General features: G+C 65.6%; 14 protein-coding genes. 13 read left to right on the forward strand and 1 reads right to left on the reverse strand.

The window, feature by feature from the left end:
- Positions 1–475: 475 nt before the first annotated feature.
- From A9D14_RS19530 to A9D14_RS11825, 12 genes are all read left to right on the forward strand, one after another.
- Entirely contained in the window at positions 476–652 is a 177-nt protein-coding gene (locus A9D14_RS19530; protein ID WP_157668216.1) for a hypothetical protein, read from the forward strand.
- Between the two features lie 41 nt (positions 653–693).
- On the forward strand, positions 694–1,224 hold the full coding sequence (locus A9D14_RS11775; protein WP_066846678.1) for a DUF2975 domain-containing protein: 531 nt from the start codon (positions 694–696) through the stop codon (positions 1,222–1,224).
- On the forward strand, positions 1,224–1,478 hold the full coding sequence (locus tag A9D14_RS11780) for a helix-turn-helix domain-containing protein (protein ID WP_066846681.1): 255 nt from the start codon (positions 1,224–1,226) through the stop codon (positions 1,476–1,478). The genes A9D14_RS11775 and A9D14_RS11780 overlap by 1 nt, the downstream gene beginning before the upstream one ends.
- Before the next feature lie 321 nt (positions 1,479–1,799).
- Positions 1,800–2,315 carry a 50S ribosomal protein L10 gene (gene rplJ / locus A9D14_RS11785; protein WP_066846684.1) on the forward strand — a complete coding sequence of 172 codons (516 nt, stop codon included), beginning with the start codon at positions 1,800–1,802 and terminating at the stop codon, positions 2,313–2,315.
- Positions 2,316–2,404: 89 nt separating this feature from the next.
- Entirely contained in the window at positions 2,405–2,779 is a 375-nt protein-coding gene (rplL, locus tag A9D14_RS11790; protein WP_066846687.1) for a 50S ribosomal protein L7/L12, read from the forward strand.
- Positions 2,780–2,918: 139 nt separating this feature from the next.
- Complete coding sequence (locus A9D14_RS11795) at positions 2,919–4,349, forward strand: MATE family efflux transporter (RefSeq protein WP_083987891.1); 1,431 nt, start codon at positions 2,919–2,921, stop codon at positions 4,347–4,349.
- Positions 4,350–4,592: 243 nt separating this feature from the next.
- The gene (groES, locus tag A9D14_RS11800; protein WP_066846697.1) at positions 4,593–4,880 is read left to right on the forward strand and encodes a co-chaperone GroES; all 288 of its coding nucleotides are present in this window, start codon (positions 4,593–4,595) and stop codon (positions 4,878–4,880) included.
- Positions 4,881–4,927: 47 nt separating this feature from the next.
- Positions 4,928–6,577 (forward strand): chaperonin GroEL, encoded by a 1,650-nt coding sequence (gene groL, locus A9D14_RS11805; RefSeq protein WP_066846699.1) that lies wholly within the window; start codon positions 4,928–4,930, stop codon positions 6,575–6,577.
- Between the two features lie 176 nt (positions 6,578–6,753).
- Positions 6,754–7,161 carry a baeRF12 domain-containing protein gene (locus A9D14_RS11810; protein WP_066846701.1) on the forward strand — a complete coding sequence of 136 codons (408 nt, stop codon included), beginning with the start codon at positions 6,754–6,756 and terminating at the stop codon, positions 7,159–7,161.
- Between the two features lie 19 nt (positions 7,162–7,180).
- The gene (locus A9D14_RS11815) at positions 7,181–7,789 is read left to right on the forward strand and encodes a biliverdin-producing heme oxygenase (RefSeq protein ID WP_083987892.1); all 609 of its coding nucleotides are present in this window, start codon (positions 7,181–7,183) and stop codon (positions 7,787–7,789) included.
- The gene (locus A9D14_RS11820; RefSeq protein ID WP_066846704.1) at positions 7,786–10,350 is read left to right on the forward strand and encodes an HWE histidine kinase domain-containing protein; all 2,565 of its coding nucleotides are present in this window, start codon (positions 7,786–7,788) and stop codon (positions 10,348–10,350) included. Before A9D14_RS11815 ends, A9D14_RS11820 begins: the two co-directional genes overlap by 4 nt.
- Positions 10,310–10,876 (forward strand): hypothetical protein, encoded by a 567-nt coding sequence (locus A9D14_RS11825; RefSeq protein ID WP_232468534.1) that lies wholly within the window; start codon positions 10,310–10,312, stop codon positions 10,874–10,876. Before A9D14_RS11820 ends, A9D14_RS11825 begins: the two co-directional genes overlap by 41 nt.
- Here A9D14_RS11825 and A9D14_RS11830 read toward each other — a convergent pair.
- On the reverse strand, positions 10,873–11,946 hold the full coding sequence (locus A9D14_RS11830; protein WP_332459783.1) for an agmatine deiminase family protein: 1,074 nt from the start codon (positions 11,944–11,946) through the stop codon (positions 10,873–10,875). The genes A9D14_RS11825 and A9D14_RS11830 overlap by 4 nt on opposite strands.
- Positions 11,947–11,992: 46 nt before the next feature.
- Between A9D14_RS11830 and A9D14_RS11835 the strand changes: the two genes are divergently transcribed.
- Entirely contained in the window at positions 11,993–12,460 is a 468-nt protein-coding gene (locus tag A9D14_RS11835; RefSeq protein WP_157668217.1) for a COG3650 family protein, read from the forward strand.
- Positions 12,461–12,720: the final 260 nt, after the last annotated feature.

The following is a 12,720-nucleotide window of genomic DNA, read 5'->3' on the forward strand; positions in this document are numbered from 1 at the left end:
TTCGCCGTTAGAATTCGTCTCGGGTCCGGGCGGGTGCGCGCCGAATCGCCAATGCGATTCGCCGCGGCATGACCGTCCATGAATTTCGTGCACGAGGATATGTGTCGCAAACGACGAAAGGCCGCCTGGCGCACGATGTCCCGCCCCAATCGGCGAGTCGTGGCCTGCAGCCGCCGCGTCGTTTGCTGATGCCCCGCTTCCTTCCCGGGTGACCTTACGCGCAAAGGTCGCCTTGCTCGAAGCTGTCGGACGAACCGGCATATAGGAGCCCGCCCCCGCCCTGTCAAAGGGTGCGCAAAAAGGGGGTCCGGGAAAAGTGGGTCAGCGAGAACGGGGTCAGCGAGAAGGCGATTCGCCCCGCGGCGCCCGCGACGATCCCAAGGCCAGCGCGCGGCGCCGACGGCTTTTCGCAAAACAATCAGCGCCTTATCGTTTTTCGATATTTATCGATTGACGATATGCGGCAGCGCATTTATTGAATAGCGATATAGACCATATCGGAGAACGTGAAATGACCCGCTACACCACCCAAGGTTTCGCCGCCCTCGCCGCCCTGCTGCTTGCCGCTGGGCTATGGGCGCCCACCGTCGCCCCCGTCACCGGCAGCACCGCCGTCGCGGCAGCCGTCATGACCGCCCCGGTCGTGGCCTGATCCGGACGACGAACCGCACACATCATAGGGAGCAACCCGCCATGTCGCTTCGAAAAGCCGACCCGCTGCTCGCGATCGCGCGCATCGTCCTGATCGTCATGCAGGCGCTTGCCGCCTTGGGCGCGATCGCCTGCGCCATCGCGGTGCCCGCAATCTTCATCTTCCGCTCGCAGGTCGAGACGGAACTTAGAAGCGAGGGCATCCCGCTCGATGCGTTCACCGCGCTCGCCTCGCTGCTGGCGCTGGCCGCCATCGCGGCAGCACTGGTCTTCCTGGTCGCGCGGCTGCTGTGGCGAATGGTGGGCACCGTGCGCGACGGCGATCCGTTCGTGCCCGAAAACGCCACCCGCCTCAGCCGCATGGCGTGGATCACGCTGGCAATCCAGCTGATCGGCATCCCGATGGCCGCCGTGGCCGTCTGGCTGAACGAGATCACCCAGGACGCCCATGCCGAGAATGTCGGCGACGGCATCTCGGTCAGCGCGATCCTGCTCGTGCTGATCCTCTTCATCCTCGCCCGCGTGTTCCGCAAGGGGACCGAGATGCGCGAAGAGCTGGAAGGAACCGTCTGATGCCCCCCAAATCCGACAAGGCCAAGTCCGAGAACAGCGAGGAAGGGACCCGCATCGTGGTGAAACTCGACGACCTGCTCTACCAGCGGCGCATGACCCTGACCGAACTGGCCGAGCGGGTGGGGCTGACGCTTGCCAATCTGTCGATCCTCAAGACCGGCAAGGCCAAGGCGATCCGCTTCTCCACGCTCGAGGCGATCTGCCGCGAACTGGACTGCCAGCCGGGCGACCTGCTGGGGTACGAGACACGCTAGAATGTCACCTTTCGGTTGACTCCTGCGCGCCACAAGGTACAGGCCCGCCACTGACCGGTGGGCTCTGGCCTGCCTGTCATCCGTCCGAGACAGTTGGTGACCGGAATTTGCCGGTCTTAATTGCCAGCCTAGACGGGGAAACGAGATTTACGCGGTCAGCCCCGCCATCAACGGGGCATCGGCCGCCAATCGCGCCATTTCGGCGCACTCCTTCCCTGATCGACGGACTCGACCGCGCTTGCCGCCGCAAGGGGGCTTGTGCGGACACAATGAGCCGATCGCCTGCCCGCAAAGCGGGCGGTCATACGTGAAGGAGTAAGCATGGATCGTTCGCAGAAAGCCGAAGCGGTCGCACAGCTGAACGCCGTCTTCCAAGAGGTGGGCGTGGTGGTCGTCACCCGCAACCTCGGCCTTTCGGTCGCCCAGTCGACCGACCTCAGGCAGAAGATGCGTGACGCCGGTGCGTCCTACAAGGTCGCGAAGAACCGTCTTGCCGTGCGGGCCCTCGCCGAGACTCCCTATTCGGGTCTCGAAGAGTACCTCACCGGCCCCACCGCGATCGCGACTTCGGTCGATCCGGTGGCCGCCGCGAAGGTTGCCATCGATTTCGCCAAGAGCACCGACAAGCTCGAAATCGTGGGTGGTTCCATGGGTGGCCAGCTGCTCGACGCCGAAGGGGTCAAGGCGCTCGCCTCGATGCCCTCGCTCGACGAGCTGCGTGCCAAGCTGGTGGGGCTCGTCAACGCCCCGGCGACGAAGATCGCCCAGCTGTCGACGGCTCCCGCAGCCAAGCTGGCCCGCGTGTTCGGCGCCTATGCAGCCAAGGACGCTGCATAAGCCGGCCCGCAACAGGGACAAACGTTCTTTCGATCGAATTACGGGCCGCCGCATGATGGGCTGCCCGACACGAAATGGAGTGAATTGAAATGGCCGATATCCAGAAGATTGTTGAAGAGCTGTCGCAGCTGACCGTTCTCGAAGCCGCCGAACTCGCCACCGCGCTTGAAGAAGCATGGGGCGTCTCGGCTGCCGCTGCCGTTGCCGTTGCCGGCCCGGCCGCTGCCGCTGAAGGTCCGGCTGCCGAAGAGCAGACCGAATTCGACGTGATCCTCACCGGCGACGGTGGCAAGAAGATCCAGGTGATCAAGGAAGTCCGTGCGATCACCGGTCTGGGCCTCGCCGACGCGAAGGCTCTGGTCGAAGGCGCGCCCAAGCCCGTCAAGGAAGGCGTGAACAAGACGGAAGCCGAAGAGATCAAGAAGAAGATCGAGGAAGCCGGCGGTACCGTCGAACTGAAGTAAGTTCGACTCGCTGAAGCAAGAAAGAAAGGGTTTTTCGAAACCCGACTTTCACAGCCTCGAAACTCTTCGAAGCTCTCTGGGGCGGCGTCCGCAAAGACGCCGCCCCAGTTTTTTGCCTGCAAGAGATTCGAGAATACCAATGTCCACCCTGCCCCACACCGCGACGCAGACCGTCCCGCCCCCCGGCGACGCGGGAAGCGACACGCGCCCGCTGCGCACCGAATTCGCCGCGACCGCAAGGTTGGCGATCCCGCTGGCGGCGGCGAACCTGCTGCAGATGGCGGTCTATGCCATCGACGTGATCTTCGTGGCACAGCTGGGCACGCAGCAACTGGCCGCGATCACGCTGGCCACCTCGGTCTATGGCATTTCCCTGTGGTGCTCGCTGGGGCTGATCGGCGCGGTCGCGCCGATGGCCGCGACGGCGCTGGGCCGCGGGCGCCATGCGCTGCGCGAGATGCGCCGATCGTTCCGCATGGGCCTGTGGATGAGCCTGTTCGCAGGCCTTGCCGTCATGGCCGTCGCGCTGGGCGGAGAGCCGCTGATGAACGCCACCGGGCAGGACCCGGTCGTCGCGCGCATGGCGGGCGAATATCTTTCGGTACTGTCCTTTGCCGCGGTCCCGGTCGTGGCCGCCAACGTGCTGCGCATCTTCGTGTCGACGATGGACCGCGCGGTGATCGCGACGTGGATCACGGTGCTGGCGCTGCTGGTGAACACCACCGGCAACTGGATCCTGATCTTCGGCAATCTGGGAGCGCCAGCGCTGGGCCTGCGCGGCGCGGCGATCGCCAGCGTCATCACCTCGCTCGCGGTGCTGGCGGCCTATGTCGCGATCATCCAGTCCGACCGGCGGATGCGGCGGCATTATCTGTTCGGGCGGCTGTGGCGGCCCGACTGGCAGCGGCTGGGCGAGATCTGGAAGATCGGCCTGCCCATCGCGGCGATCACCTTGGCAGAGGGCGGGCTGTTCGGCGCCGCCGCGTTCCTGACGGGAGCGTTGGGCGGCCTGCAGCTGGCCGCGCATACGGTCGCGCTTCAGCTGGCGGCGCTGTGCTTCCAGGTGCCGTTCGGCATCTCGCAGGCGGCGACGATCCGCGTCGGCATCCACAATGGCGCGGGGTCGCGCGAAGGCGTCCACCGCGCAGGGATTGCGGTGCTGGCGCTGACCGGCGCGATGGCGGTGATCTTCGCCGCGCTGATGCTGGCCGCGCCCCGCCTGCTGCTGTCGATCTATATCGATACGGGCGATCCGGCCAATGCTTCGCTGCTGGCGCTGGCGATGACGTTCCTGCTGATCGCGGCGGGCTTCCAGCTGTTCGACGGCGCGCAGGCGGTGCTGGCGGGCCTGCTGCGGGGCCTTGCCGATACGCGCGTCCCCTTCGTGATGGCGGTGATCGGCTATTGGCTGTTCGGCTTCGCCGCCGCCTGGCTGCTGGGGTTCCATACGCCGCTGGCGGGCAAGGGCGTGTGGCTGGGCCTGGCGCTGGGCCTGCTGGTCACGTCGATCCTGCTGGGGTGGCGATGGCACCGGCGCGAACGTCTCGGGCTTGTCATGAAGCCCGACTAGTCATGCGGGGGCGGCCTGGAAACGGGTCGCCCCTTTTTGGTCGGGCAGGACCCGCGCATTTCGTCGGCGCGAAAAAATCCCGCGAAAAAATTGCACGCGCCGTTCTTGACGCCTGCCCCGCGCCGGACCATATCCGCGGCGCTGGCACTCTCACCCAGAGAGTGCCAAAAGCACATCCAACCCAGGCGGTACGGGGACATCTAGCAGCCTCGCCCGCCATATCAACTGGAAGAGGTCATCATCATGGCATTCCGTCCGCTGCACGACCGCGTTCTGGTCCGTCGCATCGAAGCCGAGGAAAAGACCGCCGGCGGCATCATCATCCCCGACAGCGCCAAGGAAAAGCCGAGCGAAGGCGAAATCGTCTCCGTCGGTTCGGGCGCCCGTTCGGAAAACGGCACCGTCACCCCGCTCGACGTCAAGGCCGGCGACCGCGTGCTGTTCGGCAAGTGGTCCGGCACCGAGGTCAAGGTCGACGGCGAAGACCTGCTCATCATGAAGGAAAGCGACCTGCTCGGCATCATCGCCTGAGCTTCCGGTCCTTCCTGACAATCTGAATCCCAAGAGGAGAGAAAACAATGGCTGCCAAGGACGTGAAGTTTTCGCGTGACGCACGCGAACGCATCCTGAAGGGTGTCGACACCCTCGCCAATGCCGTCAAGGTCACGCTGGGCCCCAAGGGCCGCAACGTCGTGATCGACAAGAGCTTCGGCGCACCCCGCATCACCAAGGACGGCGTCACCGTCGCCAAGGAAATCGAACTCAAGGACAAGTTCGAGAACATGGGCGCCCAGATGCTGCGCGAAGTCGCATCGAAGGCGAACGACGCCGCCGGTGACGGCACCACCACCGCCACCGTGCTGGCCCAGGCCATCGTGCGCGAAGGCATGAAGTCGGTCGCGGCCGGCATGAACCCGATGGACCTGAAGCGCGGCATCGATCTTGCCGTCACCAAGGTGGTCGAGAACCTGAAGGCGCGTTCGAAGGACGTTTCGGGCACCTCGGAAATCTCGCAGGTCGGCGTGATTTCGGCCAATGGCGACAAGGAAGTCGGCGAGAAGATCGCCGAAGCCATGGAAAAGGTCGGCAAGGAAGGCGTGATCACCGTCGAAGAGGCGAAGGGTCTCGAATTCGAGCTCGACGTCGTCGAGGGCATGCAGTTCGACCGCGGCTACCTGTCGCCCTATTTCGTGACCAATCCGGAAAAGATGACCGTCGAACTCGACGATCCCTATATCCTGATCCACGAGAAGAAGCTCTCGAACCTGCAGTCGATGCTGCCGATCCTCGAGGCCGTGGTGCAGTCGGGTCGTCCCCTGCTGATCATCGCGGAAGACATCGAGGGTGAGGCGCTCGCCACGCTCGTCGTCAACAAGCTGCGCGGCGGCCTGAAGATCGCGGCCGTCAAGGCTCCCGGCTTCGGCGATCGCCGCAAGGCGATGCTGCAGGACATCTCGATCCTCACCAATGGCGAGATGATCAGCGAAGACCTGGGCATCAAGCTCGAGAACGTGACCCTGAACATGCTGGGCCAGGCCAAGAAGGTCAGCATCGACAAGGACAACACCACGATCGTCGACGGCGCCGGCGATGCCGACGGCATCAAGGCCCGCGTCGAGCAGATCCGCGCGCAGATCGAGACCACCACCTCGGACTACGACCGTGAAAAGCTGCAGGAACGCCTGGCGAAGCTTGCCGGCGGCGTGGCCGTGATCAAGGTTGGCGGCGCTTCGGAAGTCGAGGTGAAGGAACGCAAGGACCGCGTCGACGACGCGCTGCACGCAACCCGCGCAGCCGTCGAAGAAGGCATCGTCCCCGGCGGCGGCACGGCGCTGCTGTACGCCACCAAGGCCCTCGAAGGGCTCAAGGGCGACAACGACGACCAGACCCGCGGCGTGGACATTATCCGCCAGGCCATTCTGGCCCCGGTTCGCCAGATCGCGACCAACGCCGGCTTCGACGGTGCGGTCGTCTCGGGCAATTTGCTGCGCGAAGGTGACGAAACGCAGGGCTTCAACGCTGCGACCGACGTTTACGAGAACCTCGTGGCCGCCGGCGTGATCGACCCGACCAAGGTCGTTCGCACGGCGCTGCAGGACGCGGCTTCGGTCGCCGGCCTGCTGATCACCACCGAAGCGGCGATCAGCGAGTTCCCGGAAGACAAGTCCTCCCCCGCGATGCCCGACATGGGCGGAATGGGCGGCATGGGCGGCATGGGCGGCTTCTAAGCCACCCGTCCTGACCGGACCATGGAAAGGGGCGCTCTTCGGGGCGCCCCTTTTTCATGTGCCCCCCATTTTCCGTTGCCGCACCGGCGCTTGGCGGCGGCAAATTCCAAGACGACGGGCACAAACGGCGAACTGGCTCGTTAGGCGTACAGGCACGGATTCTCGGGAGATTTCATATGCGACTGCCCCACAAGGCTCATCTTGCCATCGTCGATGGGGAGCGCTTCATGCTCATGATCAACGACGGATCGCCGGACGAGCCTTCCCTGCGCGAAGTTGCCAGCCCCGATCTCGACGGGCAGAACTACAGCGCGGGCGTGCGCCACCAGGACGAGGTGGGGCAGCGCCTCGGACGCACCGATCTTGAAGAACTGGCCCATGCGGCCGCAGCGGCCGAATGGCTGAACCGCGCGGCGCTGGACAAGATGTTCGACCGCCTCGCCATCGTCGCCGACCCCAAGTCGCTGGGCGAGATGCGGCGCCATTATCACAAGGCACTGGAAGAAGTGCTGATCGCGGAAGAAGCCAAGACCGTGGGCGGAGAGTCCCTGTCGCGGATCGAATCCAAGCTTCTGTCTGCTTGATGTGACCAGGCCCAGATCCATGCTCACTGCCCATCATCCTCCCCAGCAAGGCCCCGGCGCCCCCGCCGGCGAGGGTGACGATGGCTCCGCCATAAGGCGCCCCGCGCGGCTGGTGCTGCGCGACCGTACGCGCTCGCAGCACGACGCGACGGAGGCGGCCTTTGCCGGCTACGACTTGTCCAAGCGGCACCATTACCGCGCGTTCCTGACGGCGCACGCGATCGCGCTTCCGGGTCTTGAGATCGCGGTGACGGGCCGCGGGTGGAGGGGCTTCCAGCCCCGCCTTCCGCTGCTTGCCGACGATCTGGCCGCGCTGGGCACATGGCTGCCCACCCCGATGATCGCCAGCGATACCAGCGATGCGGGCGCATGGGGTGTCCAATATGTGCTGGAAGGTTCGAAGCTGGGCGGCAGGCTGCTGTCCAAGGGCCTGCCCGGCGATGTCCCGGCCAAATATCTGTCCCCGGCAGCAAGCATGAGCGCCGACTGGCAGGCGTTCTGCGCTGCCTTCGACGAAGCGGCGATCATGCAGGACGGCGCATGGCTTGAAGACGCCATCGACGCTGCCATCGAATCCTTCCAGTTTTTCAGACGCGCGGCCACGTGCATCGCGGAGGACCTTAGTTGAACTACCATGAGCGCGACGCGGGCGCTGTCGATCTTACCAATTGCGACCGGGAACCGATCCATATCCCGGGCGCGATCCAGCCTTTCGGATTCCTGCTGGCGCTGACGCCCGGCTGGGCGATCGAGCGTGCCGCGAATACCGAGGCCTATTTCGGCTCTCCGGCGCGCGGCCTGATCGGCAAGTCGGCGGCCGACATCTTCCAGCCCACCGCGGTTCGCCTGCTGCGCGAACGCATTGCGTCGCTGCGCGGCGACGATTCGGTCGAACGCATGTTCTCCGTCCGGCTGATCAGCGACCAGCCCCTGTTCGATGTCGCCGTCCACATGTCGGACCGGCTGATCATCCTGGAATGCGAACCCGCCAAGGGCGACGAGATCGAGGTATCCTCGATGGTGCGCGGAATGGTTGCGCGGCTGGGCGCGACCGAGCAGGTCGGCTCGATCCTGCGCGAAGGCGCGCGCCAGCTGCGCATGCTGACCGGCTTCGACCGGGTGATGGTCTATCGCTTCGACCCCGACGGCAGCGGCGAAGTCGTGGCCGAGGCGCTCGAGCCCGGCGTCGACAGCTTCCTCGGCCTGCATTTCCCGGCGACCGACATTCCGCAGCAGGCCCGCGCGCTTTACGTGCGCAATTTCTTCCGCATCATCGCCGATATCGACGATACGTCCTGTCCGATCGAACCGGTCGAGGCCATGCCCCCGCTCGACCTGTCGATGTCGCTGTTCCGCGCGGTGTCGCCGATCCATATCGAATATTTGCGCAACATGGGCGTGCGCGCCTCGCTGTCGGTGTCGATCGTAGTCGACGGCAAGTTCTGGGGCCTGTTCGCCTGTCACCATTATTCGCCCCGCCTGCCCAGCTTTGCCGAGCGCAGCGCCAGCGAGTTGTTCGGCCAGATGTTCTCGCTGCTGCTGGGCAACGCCCTGCGCGAGGAAACCGCCGCCTACGAGGATCGCGCCCGCAAGATTTCCGACCGGCTGATGGCCGCCGCCGCACAGGACGTCGACCGGCTGAACGACGCCGAATGGATCGGCGACTTGGTGCTGGAAGCGATCCCCGCCGATGGCGTGGCCGTCAGCATCGACGGCGAAAGCTCGCTATCCGCGCTGACGCCGGCAAGTGACGATTTCCACCGCATCATCGCCGAACTCAAGCAGCGCGAGATCAGCCAGGTCTTCACGACCGCGCGCATCGCCGACATCGTGCCGAATGCCGAGCGTTTCGCGCACAAGGCGGCGGGGCTGCTGGCCATTCCGATCTCGCGCCGTCCGCGCGACTATGTCGTGCTGTTCCGCGCCGAACAGCTGCGCGCCGTGCGCTGGGCCGGCGACCAGGCCAAGAATATCGAATACGGCCCCAACGGACCGCGCCTGTCCCCGCGCCACAGCTTCGAGGAATGGTCGAACCTGGTCCGCGGCGAGGCAAAGCCGTTCGAGCATCACGAGATTCGCGTGGCCGAAGCGCTGCGAACCAGCCTTCTGGAAGTCGTGCTTCGCCTGACCGAGGCGGCAAGCGAGGAACGCCGCCGCGCGGGCGAGCAGCAGAAGCTGCTGATCGCCGAACTCAACCACCGCGTGCGCAACATCCTGGCGCTGATCCGCGCACTGATCGGGCAGACCAATCGCGAATCGGTCAGCGTCATGGATTTCGTCGGCACGCTGGACAGCCGGGTGCAGTCGCTGGCCCGGGCGCACGACCAGCTGACGGCCGAACAATGGGGTCCGGGCCATCTTCAGGACCTGCTCACGACCGAGGCCTCGGCCTATCTCAGCGGCGAGGCGCAGCGTCTTGTCATCGACGGGCCGGACGTGACCATCGCGCCCAATGCCTTCACCGTGATGGCGCTGGTCTTCCACGAACTGGTCACCAATGCGGCCAAATATGGCGCGCTCAGCGATAGCGGTTCGGTCCATGTCGGCTGGACGATGGACGATGACGGCAATCTCGCGATCGACTGGGAGGAAACCGGCGGCCCCGCGGTACAGGCGCCCGAACGCCGCGGTTTCGGCACCACCATAATCCACGATTCGATCCCGCACGAGCTGGGCGGCGAGGCGCGGATCGAATATCGCACCGCGGGGCTGCGCGCCCGTTTCGTGCTGCCCGGCCGCCACGTGGCGGGCATCGGCGAAGGAAATTCCAATCGCACCGAAAACAGGGCGCAGGCCCAGGACCACGGCGCCTTGATCGCGGGCCGCCACGTGCTGCTGCTGGAAGACAGCGCGCTCATCGCTCTGGACGCCGAGGACAAGCTGCGCGAACTGGGCGCGGCGGAAGTGACGCTGGCCTCCACCAATGCGGGGGCGGCGGCGGCGCTGGACAGCGGCAAGATCCAGCTGGCCATGCTCGATTTCAACCTGGGCAAGGAAAACTCGCTGCCGACGGCGACCCGCCTGATGGAAGAAAGGATCCCCTTTGTCTTCGCGTCGGGTTATGGCGGGGACGACACGATTCCCAGCCAGTTCGACGCCATACCGGTGATCCTGAAACCCTATGCCAGCCAGCAGATCGCACAGGCCATTGCAAAGCTCGATCCCGACAATCCGCCGACCGGCGACTGACCGCGTTCTTGCCGTGCTGCTGGCCCTTGCGGCGGCGCTTCTCGCGCTGCCTGCCTGGGCCAGCGTCACCGTCCATTTCCAGAGCTTCAACGGATCGGTGCTGTTCGGGCGCTATCCGCATACGTTCGTGGTGCTGCAGGGCACGCTCGACGCGACGGGGCAGCCCATCGACGAGAATTACGGCTTCACCGCCCGGCGCGTGACCCCCGCGATCCTGTCGGGCCCGGTCGAACACGACATCATGGTGGAGGAGCCGAAATACATCGATTCCACCAATCGCCATTTCAGCGTGACCGTGCCGGACGAAGTCTATTGGCGCATTCGCGAGGAAGTGGACGCGTGGCGCGACCTGCCAGGCAGAGGCTACGACCTCGAACAGCGCAACTGTATCCATTTCGTCGGCGCGATCGCGCGGATCGTCGGGCTCAGCATCGACTATCCGGAAAGGCTGATGCGCAAGCCCAAGGCCTGGCTGAACCTGATGGCGCAGCAGAACCCCTGGCTGAACGCCCGCGAAATCGACTAGCCGCCCGACTCGTCCCCCGTCTCGTCCCCCGTATCGTCCCCCGCCTCGCCTTCTGCCGAGGGCATTTGCTGGCTGGCGCAGTGGAAGCCGCCGCCGCCCGCCAGCACCGCATCGGCAGGCAGTCCCACGACCTGCCGGCCGGGAAACAGCGCCTTCACCGCCTCCACCGCTTCCTCGTCATGCACGCTGCCGAACACCGGCACCGCGACCAGATGCGTCGTGACGGTAAAGTTCATATAGCTCGCAGGCTCGGCGAAATCCCCCGCGCTGACCAGTCCGGGCGAGGGCATTTCGGCCACTTCCAGCCCGGCATCTTCGGCGCGGGCGCGGGCATCGTCATAGATCGCGCGATTGGGATCGTCCGGCAACGACGCGCGCGGAATCGCGATCCGGCCCGGCCCGACGAAGCGCGCCAGATTGTCGACATGCCCGTCGGTGTGATCGTTCAGCAGACCGTCCCCCAGCCAGACGACCCGCGTGAAGCCAAGGTCACGCCGCAGCCGCTCCTCGATCTCTTCGCGGGAGAGGGCGGGATTGCGATTGGCGTTGAGCAGGCATTGCGCGGTCGTCACCACGGTGCCGGTGCCGTCGCTGTCGATCGCCCCGCCTTCAAGGATCCAGTCCGCCGTCTCGACCTCCAGCCCGGCATCCCGTGCGATCTCGGCACCGATGGTCTGGTCGCCCTCCATCTCGAACTTGCCGCCCCAGCCGTTGAAGCCGAAGCGCATCGCCCGCCGCCCGCCTGCGCCGTCACGCATCACCAGCGGCCCGGTATCGCGCAGCCAGACATCGCCATAGACCCGCCGCTCCAGCCTGACCGCGGCGGTGGTCAGCTGCCGCGCCCGCGCCTCGTTCGCGGCGTCGCGGACCAGCAGGCGCACGTCCTGCCCGCTTTCGGCGACCGCATTGGCAAAGGCGGCGATCTGCTCCTGCGCGCGCGGCAGAGCCTCGGGCCATTCGACCGGATCGTGGGGAAACCCGATCCAGAGCCAATCCTGCTTTGCCCATTCGGGCGGCATCTGCCAGCCATTCGCCACGATCGATTTCCTGTTTTGCGCCGCGGCGGCCATGTGCGGCCACTCGCCTGAAAGCTGGGGCGCTGCTAGAACAATGGCCATGATTGCGAAAGCCCCCCTTCCCGCCCGCCTTGCGATACGCGCCGCCGCGCTGCTGGCACCTTTTGCCCTGACCGCCGCCTGCGCCCAGCCTTCAAGCAATGAGGATGCACCGCCCGCCGACATGCCCGAGCGCAACGGCACAGCCGAGCCGGTTATCCCGGCCGAATTCAAGGCGCTGGGCACCGAACCGTTCTGGGCGCTGACCGCGACCGGATCGGGCACCGCGCACAGCCTGCGATTCTCCACGCCCGAGAATATCGACGGCACGCTCGTCACCATCGAGGATGAAAGCGCCGAGGGCGAAACCCGCCGCATCGCCGGCACGCTCGATGGCACTCCCTTCACCCTTGCGCTGACGGTAGAGCCCTGCTCGGACGGGATGAGCGACCGCGACTATCCCTTCGCCGCGCGCATCGCTTGGGGCGGCGAAACGCTCCGCGGCTGCGCGCGCCCGCTGGACAACTGATGCTGCATCGCACCATCGCCAGCGCCGGGGGCCGGAAGTCGAATCGCCATTCGAATTATGCGGGGGCGGAAAAAGCCGCAGTACCGTGCTTTTACCCGTCAGTTGCATGCCATGCAACTGAGTTCGCTCTTTTCGCATTTGCGCAATATCGGCGCCTGCCCTACTTCGGAGGGGCCTTATAGGCATCCTCTCCCAAAACTTTCAGGCCCGGTCGGCAACGACCGGGCCTTTTTTTTCGCCCTGCTTCGTGCTGCCCTCCG

The organism is Croceicoccus marinus, from assembly GCF_001661675.2.
Lineage (GTDB): Bacteria > Pseudomonadota > Alphaproteobacteria > Sphingomonadales > Sphingomonadaceae > Croceicoccus > Croceicoccus marinus.